The sequence below is a fragment of the Bradyrhizobium sp. MI1.3 genome (assembly GCF_055811695.1).
Genome location: NZ_JBVVPQ010000009.1, coordinates 114,966 through 140,754 on the forward strand (window position 1 = coordinate 114,966; position 25,789 = coordinate 140,754).

The 25,789-nt window shown below is 62.3% G+C and carries 33 protein-coding genes and 1 pseudogene; 10 read left to right on the forward strand and 24 right to left on the reverse strand.

Going from position 1 to position 25,789, the window contains the following annotated elements; all coding sequences use genetic code 11:
• The 15 genes and pseudogenes from AC0L3A_RS09005 to AC0L3A_RS09075 all read right to left on the reverse strand — a co-directional run.
• Positions 1-368 (reverse strand): annotated as a pseudogene (locus AC0L3A_RS09005) (hypothetical protein); the annotation flags it as partial.
• Entirely contained in the window at positions 325-1,785 is a 1,461-nt protein-coding gene (locus tag AC0L3A_RS09010) for a phage portal protein (protein WP_473254155.1), read from the reverse strand. The gene AC0L3A_RS09010 and the pseudogene AC0L3A_RS09005, both read right to left, overlap by 44 nt.
• A 3-nt stretch (positions 1,786-1,788) precedes the next feature.
• Positions 1,789-2,148, reverse strand: coding sequence for a hypothetical protein (locus AC0L3A_RS09015; RefSeq protein ID WP_473254156.1), 360 nt, complete (start codon positions 2,146-2,148; stop codon positions 1,789-1,791).
• Between the two features lie 32 nt (positions 2,149-2,180).
• Positions 2,181-4,277 (reverse strand): phage major capsid protein, encoded by a 2,097-nt coding sequence (locus AC0L3A_RS09020; RefSeq protein ID WP_473254157.1) that lies wholly within the window; start codon positions 4,275-4,277, stop codon positions 2,181-2,183.
• 52 nt (positions 4,278-4,329) lie between these two features.
• Positions 4,330-4,728 carry a hypothetical protein gene (locus tag AC0L3A_RS09025; RefSeq protein WP_473254158.1) on the reverse strand — a complete coding sequence of 133 codons (399 nt, stop codon included), beginning with the start codon at positions 4,726-4,728 and terminating at the stop codon, positions 4,330-4,332.
• 1 nt (position 4,729) lies between these two features.
• The gene (locus AC0L3A_RS09030) at positions 4,730-5,116 is read right to left on the reverse strand and encodes a hypothetical protein (RefSeq protein ID WP_473254159.1); all 387 of its coding nucleotides are present in this window, start codon (positions 5,114-5,116) and stop codon (positions 4,730-4,732) included.
• Positions 5,107-5,430 (reverse strand): HNH endonuclease, encoded by a 324-nt coding sequence (locus AC0L3A_RS09035; RefSeq protein ID WP_473254162.1) that lies wholly within the window; start codon positions 5,428-5,430, stop codon positions 5,107-5,109. Before AC0L3A_RS09035 ends, AC0L3A_RS09030 begins: the two co-directional genes overlap by 10 nt.
• 179 nt (positions 5,431-5,609) lie before the next feature.
• The gene (locus AC0L3A_RS09040) at positions 5,610-7,109 is read right to left on the reverse strand and encodes a terminase large subunit (RefSeq protein WP_473254164.1); all 1,500 of its coding nucleotides are present in this window, start codon (positions 7,107-7,109) and stop codon (positions 5,610-5,612) included.
• A 61-nt stretch (positions 7,110-7,170) separates the two neighbouring features.
• The gene (locus AC0L3A_RS09045; RefSeq protein WP_473254165.1) at positions 7,171-7,557 is read right to left on the reverse strand and encodes a phage terminase small subunit P27 family; all 387 of its coding nucleotides are present in this window, start codon (positions 7,555-7,557) and stop codon (positions 7,171-7,173) included.
• Between the two features lie 101 nt (positions 7,558-7,658).
• On the reverse strand, positions 7,659-8,411 hold the full coding sequence (locus AC0L3A_RS09050) for a Mom family adenine methylcarbamoylation protein (protein WP_473254166.1): 753 nt from the start codon (positions 8,409-8,411) through the stop codon (positions 7,659-7,661).
• Positions 8,412-8,416: 5 nt separating this feature from the next.
• The gene (locus AC0L3A_RS09055; RefSeq protein ID WP_473254167.1) at positions 8,417-8,605 is read right to left on the reverse strand and encodes a hypothetical protein; all 189 of its coding nucleotides are present in this window, start codon (positions 8,603-8,605) and stop codon (positions 8,417-8,419) included.
• Positions 8,602-9,348, reverse strand: coding sequence for a ParB/Srx family N-terminal domain-containing protein (locus tag AC0L3A_RS09060; protein ID WP_473254168.1), 747 nt, complete (start codon positions 9,346-9,348; stop codon positions 8,602-8,604). The genes AC0L3A_RS09055 and AC0L3A_RS09060 overlap by 4 nt, the downstream gene beginning before the upstream one ends.
• Before the next feature lie 718 nt (positions 9,349-10,066).
• Positions 10,067-10,300, reverse strand: a complete 234-nt coding sequence (locus tag AC0L3A_RS09065; protein ID WP_473254169.1) for a hypothetical protein — start codon at positions 10,298-10,300, stop codon at positions 10,067-10,069.
• A 1-nt stretch (position 10,301) separates the two neighbouring features.
• Positions 10,302-11,102 carry a glycoside hydrolase family 25 protein gene (locus AC0L3A_RS09070; protein ID WP_473254170.1) on the reverse strand — a complete coding sequence of 267 codons (801 nt, stop codon included), beginning with the start codon at positions 11,100-11,102 and terminating at the stop codon, positions 10,302-10,304.
• A 112-nt stretch (positions 11,103-11,214) separates the two neighbouring features.
• On the reverse strand, positions 11,215-11,826 hold the full coding sequence (locus AC0L3A_RS09075) for a hypothetical protein (protein WP_473254172.1): 612 nt from the start codon (positions 11,824-11,826) through the stop codon (positions 11,215-11,217).
• Between the two features lie 337 nt (positions 11,827-12,163).
• Here AC0L3A_RS09075 and AC0L3A_RS09080 point away from each other — a divergent pair, with 337 nt between their 5' ends.
• The 9 genes from AC0L3A_RS09080 to ccoS all read left to right on the forward strand — a co-directional run bounded on the left by AC0L3A_RS09080 (position 12,164) and on the right by ccoS (position 19,856).
• Positions 12,164-12,574: a PAS domain-containing protein gene (locus AC0L3A_RS09080; RefSeq protein WP_473254173.1), complete on the forward strand. Its 411-nt coding sequence runs from the start codon at positions 12,164-12,166 to the stop codon at positions 12,572-12,574.
• Between the two features lie 342 nt (positions 12,575-12,916).
• Complete coding sequence (ccoN, locus tag AC0L3A_RS09085) at positions 12,917-14,575, forward strand: cytochrome-c oxidase, cbb3-type subunit I (RefSeq protein WP_473254174.1); 1,659 nt, start codon at positions 12,917-12,919, stop codon at positions 14,573-14,575.
• Positions 14,576-14,581: 6 nt separating this feature from the next.
• The gene (gene ccoO, locus AC0L3A_RS09090; RefSeq protein ID WP_473254175.1) at positions 14,582-15,313 is read left to right on the forward strand and encodes a cytochrome-c oxidase, cbb3-type subunit II; all 732 of its coding nucleotides are present in this window, start codon (positions 14,582-14,584) and stop codon (positions 15,311-15,313) included.
• Between the two features lie 2 nt (positions 15,314-15,315).
• A complete protein-coding gene (locus AC0L3A_RS09095) occupies positions 15,316-15,495 on the forward strand; it encodes a cbb3-type cytochrome oxidase subunit 3 (protein WP_473254176.1) in 180 nt (59 codons plus the stop codon).
• Positions 15,486-16,367, forward strand: coding sequence for a cytochrome-c oxidase, cbb3-type subunit III (gene ccoP / locus AC0L3A_RS09100; RefSeq protein WP_473254177.1), 882 nt, complete (start codon positions 15,486-15,488; stop codon positions 16,365-16,367). The genes AC0L3A_RS09095 and ccoP overlap by 10 nt, the downstream gene beginning before the upstream one ends.
• The gene (locus AC0L3A_RS09105; protein ID WP_473254178.1) at positions 16,364-16,582 is read left to right on the forward strand and encodes a hypothetical protein; all 219 of its coding nucleotides are present in this window, start codon (positions 16,364-16,366) and stop codon (positions 16,580-16,582) included. Before ccoP ends, AC0L3A_RS09105 begins: the two co-directional genes overlap by 4 nt.
• Positions 16,583-16,601: 19 nt before the next feature.
• Positions 16,602-17,387 carry a DUF2189 domain-containing protein gene (locus AC0L3A_RS09110; protein WP_473254179.1) on the forward strand — a complete coding sequence of 262 codons (786 nt, stop codon included), beginning with the start codon at positions 16,602-16,604 and terminating at the stop codon, positions 17,385-17,387.
• 31 nt (positions 17,388-17,418) lie between these two features.
• Entirely contained in the window at positions 17,419-19,686 is a 2,268-nt protein-coding gene (locus tag AC0L3A_RS09115) for a heavy metal translocating P-type ATPase (protein WP_473254180.1), read from the forward strand.
• Complete coding sequence (ccoS, locus tag AC0L3A_RS09120) at positions 19,683-19,856, forward strand: cbb3-type cytochrome oxidase assembly protein CcoS (protein ID WP_473254181.1); 174 nt, start codon at positions 19,683-19,685, stop codon at positions 19,854-19,856. Before AC0L3A_RS09115 ends, ccoS begins: the two co-directional genes overlap by 4 nt.
• Before the next feature lie 138 nt (positions 19,857-19,994).
• On the opposite strand, the gene AC0L3A_RS09125 is transcribed toward ccoS, so the two are convergent.
• The 7 genes from AC0L3A_RS09125 to AC0L3A_RS09155 form a co-directional block, all read right to left on the reverse strand.
• On the reverse strand, positions 19,995-20,378 hold the full coding sequence (locus tag AC0L3A_RS09125) for a hypothetical protein (protein ID WP_473254182.1): 384 nt from the start codon (positions 20,376-20,378) through the stop codon (positions 19,995-19,997).
• A 229-nt stretch (positions 20,379-20,607) separates the two neighbouring features.
• Positions 20,608-21,834 carry an AAA family ATPase gene (locus AC0L3A_RS09130; RefSeq protein ID WP_473254183.1) on the reverse strand — a complete coding sequence of 409 codons (1,227 nt, stop codon included), beginning with the start codon at positions 21,832-21,834 and terminating at the stop codon, positions 20,608-20,610.
• Positions 21,821-22,873: a DUF7146 domain-containing protein gene (locus AC0L3A_RS09135; RefSeq protein WP_473254184.1), complete on the reverse strand. Its 1,053-nt coding sequence runs from the start codon at positions 22,871-22,873 to the stop codon at positions 21,821-21,823. Before AC0L3A_RS09135 ends, AC0L3A_RS09130 begins: the two co-directional genes overlap by 14 nt.
• On the reverse strand, positions 22,863-23,084 hold the full coding sequence (locus AC0L3A_RS09140; RefSeq protein ID WP_473254185.1) for a hypothetical protein: 222 nt from the start codon (positions 23,082-23,084) through the stop codon (positions 22,863-22,865). Before AC0L3A_RS09140 ends, AC0L3A_RS09135 begins: the two co-directional genes overlap by 11 nt.
• Positions 23,084-23,425 (reverse strand): hypothetical protein, encoded by a 342-nt coding sequence (locus tag AC0L3A_RS09145; protein WP_473254186.1) that lies wholly within the window; start codon positions 23,423-23,425, stop codon positions 23,084-23,086. Before AC0L3A_RS09145 ends, AC0L3A_RS09140 begins: the two co-directional genes overlap by 1 nt.
• A complete protein-coding gene (locus AC0L3A_RS09150; RefSeq protein ID WP_473254188.1) occupies positions 23,422-23,739 on the reverse strand; it encodes a TSCPD domain-containing protein in 318 nt (105 codons plus the stop codon). Before AC0L3A_RS09150 ends, AC0L3A_RS09145 begins: the two co-directional genes overlap by 4 nt.
• Complete coding sequence (locus tag AC0L3A_RS09155; protein ID WP_473254189.1) at positions 23,736-24,236, reverse strand: class I SAM-dependent methyltransferase; 501 nt, start codon at positions 24,234-24,236, stop codon at positions 23,736-23,738. The genes AC0L3A_RS09150 and AC0L3A_RS09155 overlap by 4 nt, the downstream gene beginning before the upstream one ends.
• 218 nt (positions 24,237-24,454) lie before the next feature.
• Here AC0L3A_RS09155 and AC0L3A_RS09160 point away from each other — a divergent pair, with 218 nt between their 5' ends.
• On the forward strand, positions 24,455-24,844 hold the full coding sequence (locus tag AC0L3A_RS09160) for a helix-turn-helix domain-containing protein (protein ID WP_473254190.1): 390 nt from the start codon (positions 24,455-24,457) through the stop codon (positions 24,842-24,844).
• Between the two features lie 38 nt (positions 24,845-24,882).
• Here AC0L3A_RS09160 and AC0L3A_RS09165 read toward each other — a convergent pair whose 3' ends face one another.
• Together AC0L3A_RS09165 and AC0L3A_RS09170 are read right to left on the reverse strand one after the other, a co-directional pair.
• On the reverse strand, positions 24,883-25,332 hold the full coding sequence (locus AC0L3A_RS09165; protein WP_473254191.1) for a VRR-NUC domain-containing protein: 450 nt from the start codon (positions 25,330-25,332) through the stop codon (positions 24,883-24,885).
• A 24-nt stretch (positions 25,333-25,356) separates the two neighbouring features.
• Positions 25,357-25,632 carry a helix-turn-helix domain-containing protein gene (locus tag AC0L3A_RS09170; RefSeq protein ID WP_473254192.1) on the reverse strand — a complete coding sequence of 92 codons (276 nt, stop codon included), beginning with the start codon at positions 25,630-25,632 and terminating at the stop codon, positions 25,357-25,359.
• Positions 25,633-25,789: the final 157 nt, after the last annotated feature.

The window sequence follows — 25,789 nt, forward strand, 5'->3', positions numbered from 1 at the left end:
GGGCCTTGCTCGCCTTGCTCACCGCGCTCGCCAGCCTCGCCACGATCCCCGCGCCCGCCAGTTTCGCCGCGCTCGCCGCGCTCGCCAGCGGGCCCCACAGCGCCATCCTTGCCATCCCGCAGATCAGCCAGCCGATCGGTGACCTGCCGCTGCAGCGCCTGATATTGATCGCTTGCGAAGGTGAGGATCGCTGACCGCAGCTCGACCACTTCGGCCTGCAGCTTGAGGATCGCAGTCTGCGCCTGCGCCTCGATCAGCTCGCGCTGCCGCTGCCATTGCTTGCGCTCGGTCGCGAGCGTCTCGGCGAGCGCCTCACGCCAGGCGTCAAGCAGTAATTCTTCGGCGACCGATCCGGTCGGCGCTGGCAATGAGGTTTCGGACTTCGCGTTTGATTGCATCGCGGTCGCCCTTTTGCGGTGGCGGTGGCTTCTCGTCGTCGGCTGCTTCATCGGCAGGGCCTGCAGCTGGCGGCGCGGCGGGCGCTGCTGGCGCTGACGGGATTCCTTCGGCGGCGCTCAAAGGCACCACCTGCTGCTGGACGCGCGGCTCATCGCCGAACTTGACGCTATCGAGGCCTTCGCGGCGGCGGGCTTCGTTGGGCGCGAAGATGCCGCCCTGAACGCCGCGCGCCAGCGCTTCGATGCGATCCTTCAGAGCCGAGCGCAGCAGCGCCTCGGTATCGAACTCGACATATTCGTCAGGCTGCCCCTTCAGGCCGAACAGCAGGCCGATGGCTTCCTCGATATGATTCAGCGCGAAGCCGAGGCCGGTCGAATACCAGCTCGACATCAGAAGCTCGGTCGAGGAGAGATTGTTGCCGCCGAGACCGAGGACCTGCAGCGGGATGCGAAAGGCCAGCGCGATATGCTCATTCGAGAGCTTCAGTATCTCGGCGGTCGCTGCATCCTTGCCGCCGACCGACCATGGCTGCACCTTCAGGCCTGCGGTGAGAATCGGCGTGCCGCCCTGGTGCAGGCCCTTGGCCTGTTCGTTCCAGCGATCCCGCAGCGCCTGGACCTGATCCTTGTCGAGCTGCAGATCGGTCGAGAGCACTGCCGAGGGCCGCGCCTCATTGAGATAAAATTTCAGCTGCTGCGTGCGGATGGCGCTGGTGACGCCGATATCGCCATAGACCGAGGCAATGGGCGATTCGCCGACCAGCGGAACGGGGAAGCGATGCCGCACCGAGTGCAGCCGGATATGCAGCACATCGCGCTGCGGCACGATCAGCTGCTCGCCGCCGAGCCGCTTCTCCATCACGTCATTGCCGCCGAGTTGATAGAAGATGTCTCCAGTGACCGCGAGCCTCGGATAGCTCAGCCTCGGGTCCATGAGATGCAGCTCATCGATCTCATAGCGATCATTGCGCAGCGCCAGCGCATAGCAATTGCCGTCCATGTACAGCGAGCGCGTGCCGTTCAGCAGAAAGTCGCTGATCGACTGGTAGTCGTTGGGATGGCGCAGGATGCGGGAGAGCGCGGAGTTGGTGACCCGATCTCTCCCGCCTTTTTGGTTCAGCCGCCAGTGGTCGCCGGGGCACATCGCGACCGTCTGCGAATAGGCCGAGACGCAAGCCTCGACCATCGCCGACTGCGATCCTGCTCCGAAGACGCTATAGCCGTTCTGCCACCAGTTGATGCTGTCGCCGACATCGGCAGGCAAATAGCCGCCGCTGATCGGCAGCAGCCACGGCCCCGGATGCGGCTCGCCTTCAGCTTTCGCGACAAGCGGAAAACTGCGGCCAGCCTTGATCCGATAGCGCGGCTTGGGCCCAGCCTCGGCCATGCTTCAGGTCTTGGCGTCAGCTGATCGCGTCGAATAGCCCGCGCGATTCCGATCCGCCTCGGCCTGTTTGGTCTTGTCGGCATCGGTCGCTTTGCGCGCACCGCCCTCTGGCGGCGGCTCGGGCGGCGGCGGTGCGGGCGGCTGCTCCGGTGATCCATCCGGCTCCAGCGTGATCTGCGCGCCAGTGGCGGCGAGATCATTTTCCTCCTGCGTCGGCGTCGGCTTGACACCTTCCATCGCCTGCAGCTGCGAGGCCTGCAGCTTCTCGCGGGCCTTGTCATCGGCAAGCCGCTTGCGCGCGTCATCGTCCCGTCGCGATGTTTGCTCAGCGGCGCGGCGGTCGGCTTCGTTCTGTTCTGCCATTTGCTTTTCTCCTCTGGGGTTTGCCCGCCCGACTACCAAGTGACGCCGTTGATGACCTGCACCATGCCGAGGCGGCGGATGGTCCAGTTGATCGGGAGGATCAGCCGCAGCGCGATGCTGTCGGTCTGCCACATGCTCTTCACCGGAGCCGCGACCACGGGAGGCGTACCCGCTGAGCCGATGTCAGCGGGCGCAGTGTCTTCCATGTGCAGCGTGGCTTGATCGCTCAGCTCGAAGCGCGGCGCGTCGCCTCCGACCGAAACGAAGTCGGCTGCATCGAGCGCGATTACGGTGCCGAGCGGGACGGTGCCCGAGTCGATGATCTGCCAACCGCCGAGATTGCCGCGAGAGACTTCATCGCGGAACGGGAAGGTGCCAGCACCGGGAGCTGCGACCAGCCCGATGCTGTTCATCTGCTGCGGGTTCATCAGGTAGACCGGCGTGCGGACGTTGCCCTTGGTCGAGGTGAGCAGCGCGCCGCTGATCTGCTTGATGTCGCCGACGAGGGCGTTGAAGCCGCCGCCAGCGGTAGGCGTCAGCGGGGTGACCCCGTTGAGGATGCCAGCCGGACGAACCAACGTGGCCGCGCCGCTATCGAGCAGCACGGTATCGAGCGAAATCGCGGTGTCCTCCTGGATCGCGTTGCGCAGCAGGCCCTCGATGGCAGGCACCGAATGCTCGCTGATCTCGCGGGTCCAAGTGGTGATCACCGCCATCTTCTTCGGAGTGAGCGCCTGCGAGGTGAACGCACCCTGCCGAACCGGGATCGGCATGCCTTCACCGACGAACGAGCCCGCGATGGTCGGCGTCAGCGCGCGGGTCGGGATAACGATCTTGCCGTTCACGCCGAACGACAGGCCGAGGCCTGCCGCCGCCAAGCGCGGATAGACCGACTTCGGCATCAGGGTTTCCATGAAGCCGACGTTCATCTGCTGCACCAGTTCGGCGGCCCAGCCCACCAGTGTGGTGGTTGCCGGTGTGGTCGCAGCCTTCTGGGCCCATTCGAACACCGCCTTGAGCGCTTCGTCGTCGCCGTAGACTTCGCGCATGACGATATCGACGGGCTTGCGCTGCTGATGCGCGAGCAGCTGGACGACGCCGAGGCGGACCAGCAGCTCCTGCGGCTCGATCTTCTTCTTCGGCACGATGAACGGGCGAACCGGCTCGGGCCGCAGCACTTGGGCGCTGGTGCGCTGCACGATGACGGCGCGCGAGCCGCTATCGTCAGAGGTCGCGCCGAGATTTTTCTCGGTGTCGCGCAGCGCCGCGAGCGTGCGCTCCTCCCGCGCGATGTTGTCGTTCAGGCCAGCGGCGACCTCGAGCGCTTCGTCGCTGACATTGCTTTCGTCTGTCTTTTCCCAATGAGCGGACAGCTGGTCGCGGAATGCGACGAGCCGCTGCTCGGCAGCGGTGATCCTCTGAGCGAACGACATAGTCGTGCCCTTCCTGATAAGCGATGATTTGTTGGCTTGCCCGCCAGCGATCCCGCGCCGCTCGATCCCGTCGCGAGTGCCTTTCCCGGCAAAGACGAGATCGATTGTGTCGCGCGAAATATTCAGAGACTTGGCGACCGCGAGCGCATTTGGATTCGCGGGCACCGATACCAGGCTGACCTCGAACAGCTCGGCCTTGGTGTAGAAAAGTCCGTAGTCGGTTTCCGGTCGCGGCTTCGATTCCTTCGGCCTGAAGCCGACGCTGACCGCGCGCAGAATCCCGGCATCGACCAGCCGCCTGATCTCATCGATGCGATCCGATGTGCCTTCCGGGGCCAGCTCCAGCTTGCCGAGCAGGCGCGTGTCCTCGACGCGGATATTTTTCCATGTGCCGACCGGAAAGCTCGACTGATGCCCGAACAGCGCGATCGGATTTTTCTTGAAGTTGGCGAGGTCCCAGCCTTCAGCGATGATGATGTCGTCCATGCGATCCGGCGTCTCATCGGAAAGCACGAACTCCTGACCGCTCTTCTCGGCATGGGTCTTGAAGCGAAGGCCTTTCGCGCTGCGATCCTCCCACGCGATCTGGCACTCCTCGGCGTCATAGCCTTCGTCCTGACAGCGATCCATGAAATCCGAATGCGACTCGCCATCATCGGGCTCGATCTTCTGCTGCACGGACTGTCTGGTGCGCATGGCGATTCCTCCCGCAAGCTGCAGGTTGATCGGGCGTTGATCGGTTGGGACTTCAGGGCTCCAGGCGGCGCTCGATCTCTTCGAGCCGCTCCAGAATCATGTCGATGCGGCGCGACAGCTCGCGCACGCCGGTCTCGGTGAAATGCACTTCGTTCCAGTGGCCGAAGCCGTCGCAGGCATAGAGGCCGATGGCAGGCGTGCGGATGTTGCGGTCCCTGCAGCAGAGCAGCTGCAGCTCGGGCGAATGCTCCAGCGTTATTCCCGGCTCGAAGAGGACGCGCTTGATGACTGGCGGGCCTTCACCGAAAGAGCGGATGCTGCCCGTGCCGCTGATATGGACGAGGTTCGAGTCCACGCTTTCATCGATGGGCGCAAGCTCGACGGTCGGCGCGCACGCCAGCTTGACAGCTGGTGCTTCACCATGCGCGCAACGCCATTGCAGAATCGGCAACTCACTTCTCGCGCTGCCTCGATGCGGATGCTGCCACGCCGCCGCCATCGGGCACTTCGACGGCAATTGCAAATTTGCATTCGACCTTCTGCGCGACCGGATAGCCGCGCGTGCCTGATCTGAATTTGATGAAGTTGATCGATTTGGTCCAGGCCTCGGGGACCACGATGCCGGTGCTCGGCTTCGCGACTACGGTGATCTCTTCGCCGTTGGACGAAAACAGATCGTTGTAAAAATTGCCGTCGCTGGAGACCTGAAAGGTCAGATTTGCAGGCGTGAACTCCTGCGGGACGGTGATGCGCATGATCTCGCCCGCCGAGCAATCAGCGCCATCGGAAAGCGATTCGCCTGCGGCAATGGTAGGTCCGTCCACGATGTTCAGCGGCATGATGGTCTCCTGTGCCGGTTTGCTGGATGGTTCGGATCGGTCGGCCAGCCCTCATCATCGACCAGCGTGGTATAGCCGCGTGCTTCGTCGCTCTGCTTTTTCGAGTTATGGCAGCTTGCGCAAAGGCTCTGCAGCGGGCCGAGGCAGAACAAATTCCAGTCGCCGCAATGCGGCTCGATATGATCGACGTGCGTAGCGCGCGTCACCGCGCCGTCGCTCGCGCAGAATTTGCAGAGCGGATGCGCCAGCAGCTGCTGCTTCCTGCGCCGCTGCCAGAAGGCCGTACCGTAGAAATGCGCCCATACCTCACGCATGGTAGGCGACCACAATGAGGATGATCAGCATCACCGCCACTCCGATTGCCACCAGCCACGGGATGTCGCGGCGCTCGCGCGGCGTCATCGGATCAGCACGATGATCATGATCGCCAGCAGCAGCGACGCCAGCAGCAGCCCGATCACCCACGGCCAATCCTTGCCGCCGTTGAACAGGCTCATCCGATCAGCGCCTCGATATCGATCGCCTTCACCTTGCGATCCCGCGCCCGCAAGCCGAGCAGCATGGTCAGCGCCTGCGCGCCGTCGATGCGAAAGCGCGCCTTGTCCTTGTCCAGCTTGCGATTGCCTGCCGGGTCCATCGTCGCGATGGCGTTCGCCATGTTCCAGTTCATGCAAGGATTGCCGGGATGGATCAGCTTGCGATCAATCACCGCCAGCTCCAGCGCGTCGATCGCAGGCCCCATATCCTTGAAGCCTTGGCCCCATGGCACCAGCCGAAGGCCATCGCCGCCTTTCTCGCTGTCCTCATGCGCCTGCAGGCCGACGCGATCGAACTCGCGCAGCAGATCGTTGATGCGCCAGCGGTCATAGGCCAGCCCCTTGATTTTGTAGCGCTGCGTCATCTCGGCGATGAAGAGCGCGATGGTCTCGGGGTTGATGGTCTTGCCGGGGCTCAGCTTCAGGAAGCCGGCCTCGGCCCACTCGCGGTAGCGATGTGACCCTGACCCGAAGTCGCGGCTGGAATGCTCGGTCAGCGTATCGCGCGGCTTCCAGAAATGTGGCTCGATGCGGCAGGGATCGCTGACGGAGCCGATGATCAGCGCGGTCAGATCGACGGTCGATGAAAGATCGAGCGCCAGATAGACTTCTTCGCCCGGCTCCAGCCGCACTTCGCCTGCGCTGGCCATCCATTCGGCGCGGCTGATCAGCGAAGCGATCGGCGAGATGCGCTGATTCAGGAACAGATTGCGGACCTTCGGCTCCTCGGCTGGCATCCTGATCGCCTTGCGGATCGCAGTCGCGAGGTCCTCATAGTCGCGGAACTTGCCGAGCGCCGGATTGGCCTTGTGCCATTCGCTCTCGTCGGCCAGCTCGCAATCCTCCTTGGCGGCGTAGAGATGGCAGACAATCGCGGGATCGATCTCGCTCAAGCCATCGTCGATCAGCTTCGACATGATGTGCTCGGGATCATTGCTCTGCGTCGAAATCACGATGAATAGCGGCTCATCGCGTGCCCCGAACGAGGTATCGAGCACATCGTACAGATCGCGGTTCTTCGCCTGCGCCAGCTCGTCATAGATCACCACGCTGGGCAGGTAGCCGTGCTTGGTGCCAGCCTCGGCGCTGACCGCGCGGTAGACCGAGCCGGTGCGCCGCGCCACCATCGTCTTGGTCGATGGCACCAGCTCGATCATCTGCATCAGCTCATGATCCAGCTCGACCATCTGGCGCGCGAATTTGTAGACAATCGCCGCCTGGTCGCGATCATTGGCCGCCGAATAAATCTCGCCGTGGACGATCGCCTCGGGGCCGACCAGATGCGCCAGCACGATGGCGGCGATCAGCGCGGTCTTGCCGTTTTTGCGCGCCATCGAAAGGATCGCGCGGCGCACCGCCCGCCGCAGCCCCAGATGCGGCTCATAGATCGCGCGGATGAACAGCTTCTGAAACGGCTCCAGCTTGAACGGCTGGCCCATGCCATGGCCGCTGGGCACGGTAAGTTTCTCGATGAATTTTATAACCGCTGCGGCGCGGCGCTTGCCGTCAGGCGTCCGCTTAACCTGCGATGAGTCCGGCAAACTTGCTCTGCGAATCGTCGCCGTGGATGCCGGAAGTGATCCGGCTGCGCGCGGCAGGGGTCAGGCCGAACTCGGCGGCGTAGCGCACCACATCGCCTGCATGCTTCCGCACAATCGAGACCAGCGGGTTGGCAGCAGCGTCCCCGTATTTGGTCTTGATGATCTGGCCGTGCATGATCGGATCGTTCGCCGCCATCTTCGCCAGCGATTCCGCCGCCATCCGCCATTGGCCGAAGGCATGGCAATAGGCCGCCAACGCGGGCACATCTACCTTGGTCAGCAGACCCAGCCGATGCAGCTCGGTCGCGGTGATCCACCATTCATCGGCGGCATAGCCGGTGATGAAGCTGGGCGGCTCGGGCACGTCATCATGCTGCTGTGGCTGCGGCTCGTCGTTGATCCTGCGCTGACCTGGATTGCCTCTCAAAAGTTTCAAGTGCGTCGGCACAGGCTTCCTTCCGCTGGTCATGCTGTCCTCTTTTCCAATCGCTGGAGCGTGGGGATCGGTGCTGCTCCGTCGCTGTGCTGGTTGGTGCCAGCCATCGCCTGCTTCCCACGCACGCCGCGATACATGCTTGCGCCGCGCGCCTCGATCGCGCTGTAGGGCAGCTCCTCGGCATTCAGCCGGCCGCGCGCTGCCGGGTTCAGAAAATAGACGTAGCGCAGCGTGTGGCCTTCAAGCGGCGTGCCGATGCCGCTCCATTTGCCGCCGGTCGCCGCGAAATGCTGCAGCCGATTGCCGCCTGTTACTTGCGACATCTTGTGGCCGACGCTGCCATCGGCGAAGCGCATCACGTCCTTGTTGGTCTTGATCAGCGTCAGAATGAAGCCCGCCGCGCGATAGATCGTGCCGTCGCCGCATTGGCAGGCATCGGCGAAGCTGACGATCCATTCGATATGCGGGTAGTTCTTCCTGATCATCCGCATCGCGATGGCCAATGCGCGGCTTTCCGAATTGCGCGGCAGCACATCCGTGAAGGCCATCCGGTTCAATTCCAGAAAGCCGTTCCATTTGGTGTCGCGGACGAGGTTCAGCATGTGCGATTTGTCCAGCGACGGTCCGAATTGCATCGCGCCCTCGATCCTGCCGTGCAGGAAGACGCCGAGCGAAAGCTGCGAATTGCGCACCACCTTGCCGCTGTAATGCACGGCCCTGATCAGCGCATCGGCATCGCGCTTCGCTACGGGCCGCACCTCGATCTCTTTGGCGCTGGTCATCGGGCCTACAGCACGGCAAGCGACATGCCAGCGCCGAGCACGATGATCCCGACGCCTGCGGGGATCAGCTTTCGGGAGCGATCCTCGATCCATTGCGTCTGCTCGCTGCTGAGTACCTGATCGCATTTGACGACCAGCCTGTCGCCTTCGCGCAGCTCCAGCTTCGCGATCTCAAATCGGGTGCTGTCGGTCATCGCGTGTCCAGGTAGGCGCGGCAGATTTCCGCCAGCGCGTTGCCGTTCTGGTTTTTGTTTTCGTCCGCTTCTGTCGCGGGCCGCGCGGCGGCCTCGAGCGCAGCGGTTACGGTCGCGCCCTGCGATTCCAGCAGGATGAAGGTCATCTGCTGAAAGGGCGAATGATCGCCATCGGAAAGCACGGGCATGCCGCCGAGGCCCTGTACGCCGACGCCCATGTCGCGCAGCTCGTCCTCGGAAAAGCCGGTCAGGCCTTCGATCCCCAGCGCCGCAAGGTCGTTTAATTCGATCCGCAGCAGCGCATCATCCCATGTGCCGTTCAAGGTCAGCTTGTTGTCGGCGATCCGGTAGGCGCGCTTCATCGCGTCTGTCCAGCCGCGAGCCTCCATCGTCGGCAAATCTCCGATGCCCAACAGCTCGGCAGCCAGCACTCTCCCGTGGCCAGCGATGATCTCCCCGGCTTCATCGATCAGCACGGGCGCGGTCCATCCGAACTCGGTGATCGAGGCCGCGATCTGCTCGACCTGATCGTCGGAATGCAGGCGGGCGTTGCGGGCGCTGGGGATCAGCTCGGCGATCGGGCGGCGCTCGACGCGATCCGCAGGCCAGTTCCTGGGCGTTTCGGATAGTCCGAATTGCCCGTTTTTGCCGGGAACAGCCTTTTCGGTCGCCTGCTGCATTCCGGCTGCTCCGGTTAAGTCCATGAATTTGCTGCTCTTTTGGCGTTTGGAAGGATCTTCCATGCCCCATCCAGTTACCATCGGAAAAGGCCGTTTCGGCCGGATAGTTAGCCGGGATACCCCTCCGCTAACTGTTTGGGCCGGAACGGGCTTGTCGAGCACAACTTATTGTAATTGCTGGTTTTTCAGCCGTTTAGAACTTTTCTCTTTGAGCATTTTCTGGAAACGCAGCCGCTAAAATTGAAGCGCCGCCAGCGCTGCGAGATGGTCCGCGAGACGTTCGCAAGTAGCCCCCCAGCCCCTTAGAAGTTTATTCCCCCATGAGATCAATGAGTTAGTGGCCATTCGAGGCGCGAACCATGCGTCTGCTTGGTCAATTTCGGATTATCCGAAGCCGGTTCCGTTCCTCATCCGTACCAGATCGGCCCCGTTTCCAGCCCTGTTCAGGCCGTGAGGACCATGGTTCTGCACGCAGATAGTGTCGCATTATCAACGGGTTGCGGCCTAGTACCCTTTGCAGATCGAGGGCGGCGGCGGCGGGAAAGGCGGCAGCGGATCGACTAGGGATCGCGCGGGAGCGTCCGGTCCCGCGCCCGCGTCAACGAATGGGGCTCCCGAAGGCGTGCAGCCCGAGGATGCCGATCAGGATGAACAGGATCAGCCAGCCGCCGAAGCCCACGGCTGGTTGGCGGGCCGCCATGGGTTCATGCCCCAGACGCCGAAGATCAGCGTGATGAACTAGATCAACCAGAACCAGATGTTTGCGCCCATGGCGTCCTCCTTACTTCGCTTCCTCCAGCCTTCGCCTCACCACATCGCAGCTCTCGGCCACGGTGATGAACTTGCCATCGGTCAGGTTGATCACGCAGCGCACGCTGTCGGCGAATAGCTTGTTTTCCTGATCATCCTTGGCGGCGATCATGTTGGTGATGTGCGCCGGATTGATCGCGACCTCGTGCCCATCGACGGTGTGAAAGATCACCAGCTGCAGCGTGACCAGCAGCAGCGCGATCATCTCAGCGCTCGATGTCGGGGCCGCGCTTGACCTTGCGCAGATGCTGCAGGATGCGCGCCTTGCGCTTGGTCGATACCTTGCTGCCGTTGACCGAGACATCGATCTCGACGCCTTCAGGGGCAGTGATCGCAACATCGACCACGGCGCTCGGCTCAGGCTCTGGTCCAGGCGCAGGCGGGACGGTGCCCGCAGGCCTGATCCACTTCAGGAAGTTTTCGTCGTCGCCGTTGAAATTATCGAGATCGACATAGCTGTCATCGATGCCGGGCACTCTGCCGCTCTCGCTGTATTGCCACAGCGTCCAGACCGAATAGGTGCCATCGGACCAGCTGATGCTGCTTTTGTCGCTGGTGTACTGCGCGAGCCAGAGATCGGTGTTGTCGCGCAGAAATTCATCGCAGGAATCGCCGAGCTGCTCCTTCAGCAGATGACCCGAATAGACGGTGATCTGCAGGTTCTTGCCGTAGTCGAGCAGCGCCTGCACCGCATCCTTTAGCGTGGTCAGGCTGCAGCCGTCTTCCTCGTAGTCGATCACCACGCGCTCGCCATCGACCGGATCGACCACGCTCAAATAGAACTCGGCCTGCGCTGCGCCGTCGCCTGGCTTGAGCCAGAAGTAGGTCGAGACCGCGATCCCTGCGGCGATGGCGTTGCTGCAGTTCTTGGCGCGGGCATTGTCGATGAAGCTGGTGCCCTCGGTTGCCTTGTGGATCAGCCCGAGCACGCCGCTGGCCGCGACTTCGCGCATGTCGGGCGTGCCCTGATGGTGCGAGATATCGATACAGACGGGGATGTTGCTCATGGCGTGCGCCCATAAAAAAACCGGCCTCGTTCACTGAAGCCGGTTAACCGTTGCGTTTAGGGGTTGCGCGGGCTCGGTCACACTTCTGGCCGCACCTGCGCGCGTGAAGAGATCATCCCGAAACCAGAAAATCAATTCCCGGCAAGGGCGGGAATAGCTGACTTGGGTCATTCTGGATTTCGTTGGACAACAACTGCCGAAATAATTTTTGCCGCAGCCGGGCGCGGGCCTCGGCATAGCTCATCGAGCGCCCGAATTGCTTGGCCTGCAGCCGCCACGATCGATAGGCCCGATTGAACTCGTGCAGCTCGCCTGTCGCCTGCGCCTGCGCGATCTGCTGCTCGATGTACGCCACCGCTGATCGGGCGCGCATCAGCACGGTGTCATGATCGGTCAGGGCGATGCTCATGTGCGCGGCGACGTTCTCGACCTTGCGCTGGGTGGTCTTCGCATTGGCTACCAGGAGGCCGTGCTGACCTTGCCCAAGGCGCGCATTGACCTCGCGGCAGATCAGCCGCGCATCGGATTTAGCCTGCACCCAGCCAGCTGCGGTGATCTGCAATGCGGGCCATCTGTGGCGCAATGCGCGCAAGGTATGCAGCAGATCGCGCGAGATGCCGACATAGGCGGGGCCTGCAGCCAGCGCGGCGACATAGACCGCGACGATGCCGCTGGTGGCGATGTATTCACGCTCTGCGCCTCGTGGCAGCTGCAGCGCCATCATTGCCTCCGACAGAGTCCGCTTTCGGAAGCATAGCGGAAATGGCCGGTATTACTATTCGCTCCGAACCGGTCGCGAATGACCCGGAAGGACATCCATTGATCTAAGTCAAAGAGAGCTGTGCAGTCCACCGTAGAAGCTGGGGGTCGTAGCTTGCGGCTGTGGTCGAAGTGCCCGGCAATTACAGGCTGGCTACCACGCGCTTTCCCGAGCGGAGCGGCGTCGGTTGGCATGTTGCACGTCGAAGGGCCAATCCGGAAATCTTCGATGGCAAAATAGAACCTGGCAGCACCCATTGGGCTTGTGACAGCGCGGTTCCAATCCAGGGGGAGCGGTATCCATGGAAGAGCAGTCCAAATTGGCCGAGCTGATTCTCGATCAGGTTGCTGACGCTGTCATCTGTATCAACCACTCTGGGGCGATCACTCGCTGGAACCCCGCCTGCACGGTGTTGTTTGGCTTTTCTGCCGAGGAGGCGCTCGGCCAAAGTGTCGATCTGATCATACCTGAGCATCTTCGAGCTGCACATTGGAGCGGCTTCGACGCTGCGATGGCAAAAGGCGTTACGAAGCTTCACGGCCGCCCGACCCTCACCCGTGCCTTACACAAAAGCGGACGCAGGCTGTATGTCGAGATGACATTTGCGATTGTCAAAGGCGACGCAGGACGCGAGGTATTTGGCTCGGTCGCGATGGCGCGCGACGTAACCGAGCGCGTTGAACGAGAGCGCGCTGCTAGGCGGTCATCCTAAACATTGGGCGAGTCGAGCGTGGCCGCAAAATCGCAGATGCCGTTGCACGCGTAGGTACGCCGAATGTCGGCTTCCGGGCATGTGCTTGGGGACACTATCACGAGTGGCAATAGTGCGGAGGAGGGCCGGAATGTTGATGTGGATCAAGGCAGCACGCATTATCCGGAACAAAGAGGTCGAAAGAGTTCGATCACTTCGGAATTGGCACAAACTGGCGATGGAGACTGGGGAGAGCATGTTACCTCATCCCGGTATTTCAGACATCCACTTGCCATTGTACCAGATGGTGTTCGAGCGTCATAATTGGCTATACTTCGGCATCGACTCGCTTGGGAGAATCTAATGATCGCCCAATTGACGAGAAGCGAACGGCAGTCGGCCCTCATTATCCTGCTTGTGTTGTCGGTGGGCGGATTGGCGATGGGGGTCGCTGGGAATGGCGATCCGCTAGGCATTCATGGCGCCATCGTGATGCTTGCCGGCATTGGCGGAGCGTTCGGCGTCATTTCCGGCTACTACGAGCCTGAGCCCGGGGACGATCGTCTTGACCGTTACTTCGACGATCCCAGCCGGATGGGCATTATCCTTGCGATGGCCTGGCTCGTGCCCGCCCTTTTCGTCGGGGACTGGATCGCCTGGCAGCTCGCCTATCCGGACCTGACCTTTGACGCCGCATGGTCGAGCTTCGGGCGCCTCCGTCCGGTGCACACCTCCGGCGTGATCTTCGGCTTCGGCGGCAACGCGCTTATCGCAACGTCGTTTTATGTCCTGCAGCGAACCTCGCGCGCGCGGCTGCCCGACCAATTGAGTCCGTGGTTCGTGCTGCTGGGTTACAATCTGTTCTGCGTCATTGCCGCGACCGGCTATCTGATGGGCGTCACGCAGTCGAAGGAATATGCCGAGCCGGAATGGTACGCGGATATCTGGCTGGTGATCGTGTGGGTCACCTATTTCATCATTTACCTTCGCACGCTGGTTCGTCGCAAGGAGCCGCATATCTATGTGTCGAACTGGTACTACATGGCCTTCATCCTGGTCGTGGCGATCCTCCACATCGTAAACAATCTGGCGATTCCGGTGTCGCTCGGCCAGGCCAAGAGCTACTCGGCTTTCTCCGGCGTGCAGGATGCGATGACGCAGTGGTGGTACGGGCACAACGCCGTCGCGTTCTTCCTGACCGCCGGCTTCCTCGGCATGATGTATTACTACTTACCCGTTCGCGCCGGCCGCCCGATCTTTTCCTATCGGCTATCGATCATCAGCTTCTGGGGCATCACCTTCATGTACATGTGGGCAGGCTCGCACCACCTGCACTACACGGCGTTGCCGCAATGGGTGCAGACGCTCGGCATGACTTTCTCGGTGATGTTGCTGGTGCCGTCGTGGGCGTCCGCTGGCAACGCCCTGCTCACATTGAACGGCGCCTGGCACAAGGTTCGCGACGACGCGACCCTGCGCTTCATGATGGTCGCGGCGGTATTTTACGGCATCGTGACGTTTGAGGGTTCATTCATGGCGATACGCTCCGTGAATTCCCTGTCGCATTATACCGACTGGACAGTGGGTCACGTGCATGTCGGCGCGCTCGGGTGGGTTGCAATGATCACGTTCGGCGCAATCTATGCATCCGTGCCGTGGCTCTGGAAACGCGAGCGGATGTATTCCGGCAGGCTGGTGGAAGTGCACTTCTGGCTCGCACTTGCCGGAACAGTCATCTACGTTTTTGCGATGTGGAATTCCGGCATTATCCAGGGGCTGATGTGGCGGACATACAATGAAAGCGGAACGCTCGCCTACTCCTTCGTCGAAACTGTAGTTGCGATGCATCCCTATTATATTGCGCGCGCTGTCGGCGGCCTGTTGTTCCTGATCGGCGCACTGGTCGCCTGCTACAATATCTGGATGACGATACGAACGGCCGATCAGCCGGCCGACCAACGTCTTGCCGATCGTCCCGTCCCCGCGCTTGCAGGCGTTACCGCACCTCAACCGGCGGAGTGAGCGCGCATGTTCAACCTGCATTACCAGATCGAGCGCAAGACCATCGGTTTGCTGCTTGCCATCATCGGCGTCGCCAGCATCGGCGGCGCGGTCGAGATCATACCGCTGTTCACAATCCACCAGACCGTCGAGGACGCGCCGAATATGCGGGTTTACACCCCGCTCGAGATCGCGGGCCGCAATATCTACATCCGCGAAGGCTGCTACGCCTGCCATTCGCAGATGATCCGGACGTTGCGTGACGAGGTCGAGCGATACGGACCCTACTCGCTCGCCGTCGAATCCAAATACGATCATCCGATGCTCTGGGGATCGAAGCGGACCGGTCCGGACCTCGCGCGCATGGGCAACAAATATTCGGACGAGTGGCACGTGCGGCATCTCAACAACCCCCGCGACGTGGTTCCTCAATCAGTAATGCCGCATTATTCATGGCTCGGACGCACCGAGTTGCGGAGCGACGACCTCGGCGCGCATCTCGCCGCGCTGCGCAAGGTCGGCGTGCCCTACACCGACGACATGATCGCTAATGCGAAGTGGGACGCCTACGGTCAGGCGGCGCCCGATACGCCCTACGCGGAAGGAGTCACCAAGCGATATGGCGCGGCGACGAATGTAAGGGCCTTCGACGGCAAACCGGGCAATCTTACCGAACTCGATGCCTTGGTCGCTTATCTGCAGATTCTCGGCAAGCTTACTGACGCTGCGCATAAGCCAGTCGCCGCGGCGGGAGGTTGAAGATGGACAACGACTTTACGGTCTGGTTTTCGAAGTCGTTCGGACTGTTTTACCTGATCGCGCTCTCGATCGGCGTACTGGTCTATGCTTTCTGGCCCTCCAACAAGAAGCGGTTCGACGACGCCGCGCAATCAATTCTCGACCATGAGGACAAGCCGCACAAGGATCAGCCATGGCGGTAGAAGAACGCGATCCATACACCGGCTACATGACGACCGGTCACGAGTGGAACGGCATCAAGGAATTGAACACGCCGGTGCCGCGGCCGGTCTATTTCTTTCTGATCGTGACCGCGTTGTTCGCCGTCGGCTACTGGGTGCTGATGCCGGCGTGGCCGCTCGGTGTAACCTACACCAAGGGCCTGCTCGGCATTGACCAGCGCAACATCGTCACCGAAAGCTTAAAGCAGGCTGCCCTCGAACGCGGCGTCTGGACCAAGCGCATCGAGGCCGAGAGCTTCAAGGAGATCCAGACCGATCCCCGGCTGATGGAACGGGTTCGGCAGACCGGCCGGACGCTGTTCGGCGACAATTGCGCACCGTGCCATGGATCGAATGCACGGGGCGGCCACGGATTTCCGAACCTGACGACGGCGTCATGGCTTTGGGGCGGCGATCCCGAAAGCATCGCGGAAACCATTCGGGTCGGCATCAATTCTACGCATCCGCAGACCAGGACGTCGCAGATGATGGCGTTCGGGCGCGATCAGCTGCTGAAGAAGGACGAACTTGACAATGTCGTGGCTTACGTACGCAGCCTTTCCGATCCCGCTGTCGCACAGGATGTGCCTGTCGCGAAAATCGACGCGGGCAAGGCTGTGTTCGCGGCCAATTGCGTCACCTGCCATGGTGATGACGCCAAGGGCAAAGCCGATCTCGGCGGCCCGGACCTGACCGATCGGATCTGGATCTATGGCGGCGATGCCGAGTCGATCGCCAACACGGTGTGGGGCGGCCGACAAGGCCAGATGCCAAGCTGGGAAGGGAGGCTTTCGCCGCTCGACCGCAAGATACTTGCGCTCTATCTGTTCGACCTCCGGCGGGGGGAACGATGAACGACACCGGCGCAGCGGTTGTGCAATTCAGGACAAAGGCCATTGTCTGGGCCGCGGTCTGTGCCGGCCTGTTGCTATTGCTGATTGCCAATGCGCATCTCGTCTATACGGCCGTGATGTCGCAACCGGATTGCGTCGCGCATATACGCCAGGGCGACGGGGTCTCGAAGGACGGAAAATTCAGCGCCGCGAGGTCGTCATGCACATGGCGATGAGATTGCAGGGAGACCGACAATGACGTCGATACCGGCTGTTGTTCCGCCCCTGCCGCGGGAGCATTCCTGGAAACGCAACGTTCCTCGCGCCGCCGCCTACGATTGGCTCTCCGCCGGCTGGCGCGACTTCACCATCCAGCCGGCGGCAAGCGTCAGTTACGGCGTGCTGGTATTTCTGGTGTCGGTCGTCACCGTCGTCGGCCTGTTTGCCCTGCACCTCGACTATATCCTGTTTCCCGCGTTTGCCGGCTTCATGGTGGCTGGGCCGATCATTGGCATCGGACTTTACGAAAAGAGCCGGCGCATCGAGCAAGGCAAACCGGTCAACCTGTGGAACATGATCTTCGTCAAACCTGAATCGGGCGGCCAGATTCTGTTCGCCGGCGTGCTCCTGCTTGGGCTGACGCTGCTGTGGATGCGCGCGGCGGTCATCCTGTATGCGCTGTTTTTCGGGCTGCAGCCGTTTCCCGGCCTCGACCGCATCGTGCAGACCCTGTTCACGACGCAGATCGGCTGGGCGATGCTGCTGGTCGGCGGCGCAGTCGGCGGCCTGTTTGCGGCCTTTGCGTTCGCCATTTCAGCCTTTTCCATCCCGATGATGCTGAGCGAGCGCACCGATGCACTGACCGCCATGGGCACCAGCATGGCGCTGGTGTGGAACAATCTTCCGGTCATGCTGACCTGGGCGGCGATCATGCTCCTGCTGATTTTTGCCGGCATAATCACAGGCCTTCTCGGAATGATCGTGGTTTTTCCGGTGCTGGGACACGGAAGCTGGCACGCATATCGGGCCATGCTGTCTTGAGCTTGAACACGCGGCGTTTGGAGTCTTTCCAGTGGGATGTTGCGGTTCGGGAGCTGAGCTGACGTCGCTGCTGCCGGATGCCCGTCCAGCCGGCGAGGAAGTTCTGCTGGCAAGCCGCATCGTAGCCGAGGGCGTGCGGCAGACCGATCTTTCGGTCCCCAGAGTACACTGTGGCGCGTGCATGCGAGCGGTCGAGGCGGCTCTCACAGAGCTTTCCGGCGTGCAGAGCGCGCGCGTCAATCTTTCGACCAAACGCGCAACCGTGCGCTGGCGTTCCGACAGCGTCCCGCCGCCCTTTATCGAAACGCTCAAGCGGGCCGGCTTCGAGGCCTATTTGTTCGACATCGAGTCGGAGACGAAGGACGGCGCGCTGTCGGAACTGATACGCGCCCTTGCCGTCGCGGGCTTCGCCGCGAGCAATATCATGCTGCTATCGGTGTCGATCTGGTCAGGCGCCGACGCAGGGACCCGCGACCTGTTTCACTGGCTGTCTGCGATCATCGCGCTACCTGCGCTAGCCTACTCCGGCCGGATATTCTTCCGTTCGGCATGGCACGCCCTGAAGCATGGGCGTACCAACATGGACGTGCCGATTTCGCTCGGCGTGCTGCTCGCCTTCGGTATGAGTCTCTATGAGACAGTACAACATGGCCCGCATGCCTATTTCGACGCGGCGATTTCCTTGCTGTTCTTTCTGTTGATCGGGCGAACGCTCGACCACATCATGCGCGAACGCGCCCGGCAGGCAGTCACAGGCCTGGCGCGGCTCGCCGCGCGTGGCGCGCTCCTGGTGCAGGCCGATGGCACTCGGGTCTACCTTCCGGTGAGCGATATCCGGATTGGGGCGACTCTCATGCTGGCGGCCGGTGAACGCGTGCCGGTAGATGCCACCGTGATCAAGGGAGTTTCGGAACTGGATGTCTCGCTGGTGTCCGGAGAGCACGCGCCGCTCCCGGCGACAATCGGCTCGGTCCTGCGGGCAGGTACGTTGAACCTGACCGGACCCCTGACCATCATCGCAACGGCCACGGCGGAGAATTCCTTCCTCGGCGAGATGCTGCGTATGATGGAAGCGGCTGAACATCGCTCGACCTACCGGCGTATCTCGGACCGCGCCGCCAGCCTTTACGGACCGGTGGTCCATCTAACGGCGCTTCTGACATTTGCCGGATGGCTCGCCGCCACTGGCGACATGCATCGGGCGGTGACCATCGCCATCGCGGTTCTCATCATCACCTGTCCTTGCGCGCTCGGCCTTGCTGTGCCGATGGTGCATGTGGTCGCCGCCCGGCGGCTGTTCGAGAGCGGCATCATGGTGAAGGACGGCGGCGCGCTCGAGCGTCTTGCGGAAATCGACACGATCGTGTTCGACAAGACGGGTACGCTGACATCGGGCGTTCCACGCCTGGTCGTATCCGGGGAAGTGGATAATGGGTTGATCGCTCTCGCCGCTGGCCTGTCTTGCCATTCCCGCCACCCTTATTCGCGGGCCTTGGTCGATGTCGCCGCCGGTCATCCCGCATCTAAAGTCGAGTTCGACGACATCTCCGAGCATCCGGGATGCGGACTTGAGGCGCACGCGGGAGCGGTTACCTATCGCCTCGGGCGGCCGGAATGGGTGCTTGCCAACGCAGCCCACGAGCGGATGTCGGGGGATGAATCGGTCGTGCTGGCACGGAATGGCAGCCGTCTGGCGGATTTTCGTTTTGAGGACCGATTGCGGGGGGACGCGGCCACAGCGGTCGCCGAATTGAAGGACATCGGCCTTCCGATCGAAATCGTTTCAGGTGATCGCGAGGCATCGGTCGGGTCGATCGCCGCCGAACTTGGCGTACCCCACTTGGCGGCTGTATTGCCCGGCGGAAAGGCCGCGCATATCGCCGCACTTGAGGCCTCCGGCCGAAAGGTCCTGATGATCGGTGACGGATTGAATGATGCACCGGCGCTGGCGGCGGCGCATGCATCGATGGCACCGGCTTCGGCGGCAGATGTCGGACGTAACGCCGCCGACCTGGTATTCCTGCGCGAAAGCCTGACAGCGGTGCCTCTGGCGATCTCGGTCGCGCGAAGCGCCGGCCGGTTAATCCGGCAGAACTTTGCCATGGCCGCCGCGTACAACCTTTTGGCGGTGCCGTTCGCCGTTTCGGGACATGTGACGCCCCTGGCGGCCGCCGTGGCGATGTCCGCTTCCTCCATTTTCGTCGTCGCCAACGCGCTTCGGCTGAAGGGCCGGCGAAGCTTGGCGCCGCGTCCCGCAGAGCCGCCTCCGGCCACCGCCGTTCTGGAGGCCGCCGAATGATCGACTACTTTTATCTGATACCAATCGCAATCGGGCTCGGCCTCACGGCGCTCGCGGCCTTCATGTGGTCGCTCCGGAGCGGCCAGTATGACGATCTTGACGGCGCCGCCGAGCGAATCCTGCATGAGGAGACCGATACTCCAATCCGAGGAATACCGCCTAAACTGTAGTCGGCCTACCGAAACGTACTAAGCGCAATTCTGGAACTTCCGTTTTTGGCACATCGCGTCATTTCGGTGTGATGCGGAAATTCGTCGCTATCGGGGGCATAGCGGACGTCGATCAATCTCGATCTACGTGTACGCGCCCTAGAACACCGGCGTCCGGCAAGCGCGCAGGCCTCGCGCGATGATGTCGCAACCGCGATCATGCCGCTCGCGCCATGTGTCGGCATAGCCGCCGCGCTTCGCTGCCACCCATTCGCTGTCGCGATCGAGCGAGTGCGCCCACGCGACGGCGTTGACGGCGCGCAGCAACTCGAACAGCCGGGCGAGGTATTCAGCCGGCCAGCAGATCGCGGCCTCCATGCGTTGCAGCTCCCGGCTTGATGGCAGCAGTCTGATCCGGTTCTGCAGCGCCTGGGTTCGTTCGAGCTCGCCCTGCGCCTGCTGCGCCAGCAGGTCGTCCCACTCGTAGCAGTAGGGCGGCCAGATCGCGGAGCCGGAACCGCTGCCCATCGGCAGCAGCGCCAAGGTCCGCATTGCTTCGCACAATCGCAGCCCGACATGCGCCCCGTTCCACGTCGATGGGACGCTGTCGAGCAGACCTTCGCTCCACTCCGCTCCAGTCGCCTCGCCAACGGTGGAACTTGCTCCACTCCAGTTCCTGTTCCTGTAAGGAACTGGAAGTGGAGCAAGACCTGTTGGCGCTCCAGATCGCTCCAGTCTGCTCCACTCATTATTATGGTCACTGGAGCAGGCTTCATTCCGCATCGCACACCTGCACAAATTCTCTCGGTCGGCGCTGCTCATCGTATCCCTCCACGACCATCAAACTGCCCGCTGCTAACCACGCCTTCACGAGGCCGACGATCTTCGCCTTGGCGGCCTTGTCCTCGACATCTAGGCCCAGCGCTTTCGCCACCGCCTTGCCGACCCAGAAGCTCGATCGCACGTCCTTGCGCCAGTCGCCGCTGCGGATCACGACAGCGACCTTGACGAAGTCAACCCCGGTGATGCCGGACAGCGGATCAGGCCAGTCCCAATGTGTGACCACGCCGACGCTGTCGCCGCCAGCCGGGCCATTGTCCAGAAAGACGCTGGCCAGCCGAAACCAATCCGAGACCGTGACAGGCGGCGCGAGGTTGGCCTTGTCGTTGAAGGCACGGAAGAACAGCCGGTGGTTCTCGACGCCCGCCTTGGTGCCTTCCTCTTCGGTCATCTGGTTCAGCGCACGCGCCACCCGCGCCGCATCGGTGAGCGCCTTCGCGCCCCGGCTGCTGTCGGTCGTCACCTCGGTGCCCGCTGGCGCTTTGCGGGTATGATGCACCAGATGAACCGCGCAGTTGCCCAGCTCGGCGACCCGGCTCCACTCTTTCGCGATGATGTCGATCGCGGAATTATCGTTCTCGAAGACCTCGTGGCAGCTGACGAAGGGATCGATGATCACCACGTCGATCGCGTGCTCCTTGATCTGCTGCACGAGGCTATCGATCACGGGCCGGAAGACGATGGTGCCGCCGCGATTCTCCTTGGCTATCACCAGCGCATGATCGCGCCCCGAATTGACGAACAGCCGCTCGACCACATCATCGGCGCTCAGATGAAAATGCTTCGCCGCTGCCTGCACCTTGCGCGTGGTTTCCTCCTGCGGGTCTTCGAGATTCCATAGCCAGACGCGCAAGCGGCGCATCGGCTGCACGCCGAGCAGATCGCGTCCAGCAGCCATCGCCAAGGCTTCACCAGCGATCAGGGATGACTTGCCGACGCCGCCTGGCGCAATCGTCACGGTCAGGAATCGACGCACCAGCAGCCTCCCGTACAGCCAGTCGCGCAGCGGAATGTTGGCGGGATCGGTCCAGATGTACGGCGTGGCGATGATGATCGGGCGCTGCTGCTGCTGCGCTTCGTCCTCGGCGCGGCTTCGCCGAAATGGTACGATGTCCGCAGGCGATAGCGTGCGGTGATCCTCGTCATCAAAGTCGGGCACAGCGGGCACTCCAGACATCGGCCTCGTCCCAGCCCTCGCGATCCGGTGTTTTCACAACGACCTGCTTGTCGGCCTGCAGCCATCGATGCATGCAAATGCCAGCGGCCTTGTGGCCGGGCCTGCACCAGACGCCGCCAATTTTCTGCAGCGGATCATGATCGGCCCAGATCACCAGCCGATCGACATCAGCGAGCACCACGAAGGTCTGGATCAGCGATGTCGATCCCAAGGCCCAGCATGGCGCGCGATCCATCGCGATGCAGGCCAGCGCCGTCTCCAGCCCTTCGGCGATATGCAGCGTGCGCCCGATCTTCGGCTGCAGCTTCATCGCTGCGCCCGAGCACGTGCCGAGCATCATGCCTTTGCCGAGCTTGCGGCCATGGTGATCGAGGAAGATGCGCTGAATGGCGGTGATCGCATGCGACGCGATCGAGCGCATCGCTACGACGACCGCCGGCTGTTCGCCTTTCTCGCGCGGGCAGCGCGGATGAAAGCGGATGTCGTCAATCTCCATCGCCACCGACCATAGATCGCGGCTGTCGAAATAGCGCTGCGCCAGCGTGCCCTTGATCGGCTGCGCATCATCGAAAATGCAGCGCGCCAGCATCCGCAGCTGATGCTCGCGCTTGTCGCTAAGGGTTTCACATGAAACGCTTTTCTGCTCCAAATCTGCCCGCTGATATCCAGCGCGGTCCAGTCCATCCCATATGCCGCGCGAGCGCAGCACCGCGATGATGTCCTCGGGCTCGCATCCGGCCATGCAGCGTACCTGCACGCTTTCGCGTCCATCGAAGATGATCATCGAGGGCGAGCGATCCTCGTGCGCCACGCAGCGGCACCTCCATTGCCTGCCTGATCGCGTTGCGCCGAGCGCCTGGGCGAGCTGATCCGCTGTCATCTGTTCTGCCAGTTTTTGAAAAAACGATATGCAGCAAGAGCGTTCGGGGCGGCGACAGCAAGCCGTTTGCTGATGAGGTTTTGCAACCATCCTGCGGCATAGGCATCGTTCTCGTCGTACGAGGCGGTCATCAGCCGCCATTTTTCAGCGTGCGTTTGGTTTCAAAGAACATTGCAGCGGGCTCCTCCATCGCCAGCGCGCGATAGTCCAGCGCAATGGCCTCCATCACCTCCAGCTCGCGATCGGCATATTCCTTCGTCATCTTGCCGCGATCGACCAGCCGCCCGTAGACGCGGCGGCGGTAGCGCAACTCGCGCTCGGCGCATTCCATCTTGTCGGCGGCGGTGATCATCACAGCCCCTCCAGATATCTGCGCCCGGCTGGCGTGATGCGGCAGAGATAGCCGGACCTTCCTGATGCGGTCCTGCCGCGCTCGCCCGTGCGCTCGATGTATCCGGCCTGCCGCAGATCGGAGCAGCGCTGCGACTTGGCGCGGGCATCGTCCATATCAGCTAGGTGATAGGCCTCTTGGTCCAGCAGCGGACGCTCGCAGGCATAGGCGCGCAGGATGCGCAGCGCCTGCGCGGTGATGTCGATCGATGCCGCCGCTTCGTGCGAGGTCGCCGGATCGCGCGCCCTGGCGTGGGTATGCGCATACGTGAATAGATCGGGTTCTTCCCACCACCAACTCATGATTGCACCTCGTCGCTCAGCTGATCGACAACCGCGCCGATGATCGAGGAAGGCGCACCCTGCGCATCGCGCGTGATCGCATGCTTGATGGTGTCGATCGGCACGCCGCATTGCAGCGCCATCGAAAGCGTCACAGCTGCATCGCGCGCCATCGCTTCGACCAGCTCGCCGCTCTTGCCACCATTGATGAAGATTTCGCCGAGCCGCCCGTCGTCGTAATAGCCCAGCGTGATGGTGTGGCTCTTCGCCAGCCCGCCGAAGGCAAGGTCGAAGGTCTCGGCGCGGCGGCGCATCGGCAATGCTTCGCGGCTCATCGGCGGCCCTCCCATGAGATGCGGTAAAGCAGCGTCGGTCCTTGATGCCGGCGATCCCAGACAATCCAGCAGAACGCCATGGCGCTCGGCGCGCGGCGGCCCTTCCAGCCATGGCGATGCATCATCGGCAGCCGCTGCCGGAAGACGTAGACGCGCGCTGGCGGCTGCTCATCGAGGCAGTAAAGCCGCGCCCGCCCGTTGGCGTGGCAAGGATGGCCAGCCTCCAGAAAGCCGAGCCGCATCAGCATCGCGACGTAGGGGCAAAGCTGGATCGCGTGCGCAGCGAAGCGCGCCGCATGCTTGAATGGCGGGTTGGTGACGATCGCCCTGGCGTGCCTCGGCACGCGCTCGCTGATCAGGAAGTCGCAGCCCCGCGCGATATCGCTGGTCGCTACGCGATGGCCTGCGCGGCGCAGCACGCGCGCCATGGCCCCGTTGCCGCTGGCGGGCTCCCAGATTCGGCGCGGCAATTTCTCCACCGCCAGCAAGGCGCGCACGGCTACAGCCGGCGTCTCGTAAAGATCGCGCCCGCGCGCTGAACGTGGGTGTGCTTTCGACTGTGTTGAGAGCGCCACCATTAGCGCAACTCACAGTTGACCGTGAGCCCAGCGTGAAACCGGAGCGTTCGCCGTTCGTTCATTACCCCTTCGGGCACTTGTGAAGAAAAGTGAGATGGGAAAAGGTGGCGGGCTGTTTTGCTGGATGGGGACACTCCATGCGAACGCCGGAACTGGAAGCGCGCCACCGCGCATCGGCGATCGTTGCCCGGATGTACCTGCGCACCCTGCAGGCGATGATGGGCGACTTCGCCCTCAACAACATCAGCGCAACGCTGCCCGAACTGCTGATCGCCATGGTGATCAGGCTGAACGATTATCAGCAAAAACCGCCTGTTTCGATCAGCGAGATAGCGCGGATCACCGGCATTTCGCGGCGGACGGTGCGGCGGCATGCCGAGCGGTTGCTGGGGCGCGGCGTGTTGATCCGCAAGGACGACGGCGTCCTCGGTAACGATGCCTACCTGGAGCAGAGGATCGATGCCGCCTACTTCAGGGAGATCGTTGCAGCGATCCGCGACGCCGCGAAAGAGCTTGAGGACTACTGAGTGGGCATTATGCCCATTGTGTAAAATTGTCGCAGCCATCACTGCAGCTCCACGGTTGAGCGCAGGATGCCCGCTTGCTTCAGGGTGGCGACGGCATCATCGAGCGAGGTGGTGACCAGCACCGCGAAGCCGCAGGCGACGAGATGCGCCAGCACTTCGCTCTGGTCTTCGGACAGCCGCCCGGTCTTGAAGCGCTTCAGCTCCAGCCAGAAGACCTGCTGCTCGGGCCCGCAAAAAATGAAATCCGGCCAACCCGGCATTACACCCATGCGTTGCAGGCGCTGACCACTCAACGAATAGCGTTTCCCGGTGCGTGGATTGATGCGGTGCTCGCGATGTTCGCCGAGCGGCAGGTGGGTAAATTTCCAATCAGGATTGAGCCAGCGTTTGCAGATGTCGGCGAGCGTTGCGTGGGTGGCGAACTCCAGCGGTGGCGGCGGCGCGATGCCCTTCTGCCTCTTGCCCTTGAACAGCGATAGCTGGCGCATTGCGGCTCCCTCCGCGCTTCATCATCAGGCGGCTTGCTCTTTGCTGGTTGTTTCGGATGTGCCGTAGAAGCCCCAGAGAGAGATCGGCGCGAAGTAGCCTTCGTCGGCCAACGCCTCGCGCATGCAGAAATAATATTTGCTCGGGAAGAGTCCGCGATGCCTGCGCCAATTGCAGACGGCAGCGCAGGTCTGGCCAGTCAGGCGACCGACAGCGACGGGGCCGCCGAGCACCTCGACTACTTCGTTGAATGTCCAGATTGGTTGCAGACGCCGCTTCATGGCGTCGATGCTGCGCTTCAAAATTTATTTCATCAAACCCTGCAAATGGCGAGGTTTGGTGAAGCGCGGTAAGAAATTTTCACCCACTCGCAACCATTACGACCCAGCGTCATCCAGATCGGTCCATTACGCCGAACATTAAATTTTTTGTGTGCTGGCTGCGGCGACTATTCCGCCG

Excerpts from the sequence above, each read along its gene's own strand:
- AC0L3A_RS09010 (WP_473254155.1), bottom strand. The coding sequence starts at position 1,785 with ATGGCCGAGGCTGGGCCCAAGCCGCGCTATCGGATCAAGGCTGGCCGC.
- AC0L3A_RS09015 (WP_473254156.1), bottom strand. The coding sequence starts at position 2,148 with ATGGCAGAACAGAACGAAGCCGACCGCCGCGCCGCTGAGCAAACATCG.
- AC0L3A_RS09020 (WP_473254157.1), bottom strand. The coding sequence starts at position 4,277 with ATGCGCACCAGACAGTCCGTGCAGCAGAAGATCGAGCCCGATGATGGC.
- AC0L3A_RS09030 (WP_473254159.1), bottom strand. The coding sequence starts at position 5,116 with ATGCCGCTGAACATCGTGGACGGACCTACCATTGCCGCAGGCGAATCG.
- AC0L3A_RS09035 (WP_473254162.1), bottom strand. The coding sequence starts at position 5,430 with ATGCGTGAGGTATGGGCGCATTTCTACGGTACGGCCTTCTGGCAGCGG.
- AC0L3A_RS09050 (WP_473254166.1), bottom strand. The coding sequence starts at position 8,411 with ATGACCAGCGCCAAAGAGATCGAGGTGCGGCCCGTAGCGAAGCGCGAT.
- AC0L3A_RS09055 (WP_473254167.1), bottom strand. The coding sequence starts at position 8,605 with ATGACCGACAGCACCCGATTTGAGATCGCGAAGCTGGAGCTGCGCGAA.
- AC0L3A_RS09060 (WP_473254168.1), bottom strand. The coding sequence starts at position 9,348 with ATGGAAGATCCTTCCAAACGCCAAAAGAGCAGCAAATTCATGGACTTA.
- AC0L3A_RS09065 (WP_473254169.1), bottom strand. The coding sequence starts at position 10,300 with ATGATCGCGCTGCTGCTGGTCACGCTGCAGCTGGTGATCTTTCACACC.
- AC0L3A_RS09070 (WP_473254170.1), bottom strand. The coding sequence starts at position 11,102 with ATGAGCAACATCCCCGTCTGTATCGATATCTCGCACCATCAGGGCACG.
- AC0L3A_RS09075 (WP_473254172.1), bottom strand. The coding sequence starts at position 11,826 with ATGATGGCGCTGCAGCTGCCACGAGGCGCAGAGCGTGAATACATCGCC.
- AC0L3A_RS09080 (WP_473254173.1), top strand. The coding sequence starts at position 12,164 with ATGGAAGAGCAGTCCAAATTGGCCGAGCTGATTCTCGATCAGGTTGCT.
- ccoN (WP_473254174.1), top strand. The coding sequence starts at position 12,917 with ATGATCGCCCAATTGACGAGAAGCGAACGGCAGTCGGCCCTCATTATC.
- ccoO (WP_473254175.1), top strand. The coding sequence starts at position 14,582 with ATGTTCAACCTGCATTACCAGATCGAGCGCAAGACCATCGGTTTGCTG.
- AC0L3A_RS09095 (WP_473254176.1), top strand. The coding sequence starts at position 15,316 with ATGGACAACGACTTTACGGTCTGGTTTTCGAAGTCGTTCGGACTGTTT.
- ccoP (WP_473254177.1), top strand. The coding sequence starts at position 15,486 with ATGGCGGTAGAAGAACGCGATCCATACACCGGCTACATGACGACCGGT.
- AC0L3A_RS09105 (WP_473254178.1), top strand. The coding sequence starts at position 16,364 with ATGAACGACACCGGCGCAGCGGTTGTGCAATTCAGGACAAAGGCCATT.
- AC0L3A_RS09110 (WP_473254179.1), top strand. The coding sequence starts at position 16,602 with ATGACGTCGATACCGGCTGTTGTTCCGCCCCTGCCGCGGGAGCATTCC.
- ccoS (WP_473254181.1), top strand. The coding sequence starts at position 19,683 with ATGATCGACTACTTTTATCTGATACCAATCGCAATCGGGCTCGGCCTC.
- AC0L3A_RS09135 (WP_473254184.1), bottom strand. The coding sequence starts at position 22,873 with ATGGCGGCTGATGACCGCCTCGTACGACGAGAACGATGCCTATGCCGC.
- AC0L3A_RS09140 (WP_473254185.1), bottom strand. The coding sequence starts at position 23,084 with ATGATCACCGCCGCCGACAAGATGGAATGCGCCGAGCGCGAGTTGCGC.
- AC0L3A_RS09145 (WP_473254186.1), bottom strand. The coding sequence starts at position 23,425 with ATGAGTTGGTGGTGGGAAGAACCCGATCTATTCACGTATGCGCATACC.
- AC0L3A_RS09150 (WP_473254188.1), bottom strand. The coding sequence starts at position 23,739 with ATGAGCCGCGAAGCATTGCCGATGCGCCGCCGCGCCGAGACCTTCGAC.
- AC0L3A_RS09160 (WP_473254190.1), top strand. The coding sequence starts at position 24,455 with ATGCGAACGCCGGAACTGGAAGCGCGCCACCGCGCATCGGCGATCGTT.
- AC0L3A_RS09165 (WP_473254191.1), bottom strand. The coding sequence starts at position 25,332 with ATGCGCCAGCTATCGCTGTTCAAGGGCAAGAGGCAGAAGGGCATCGCG.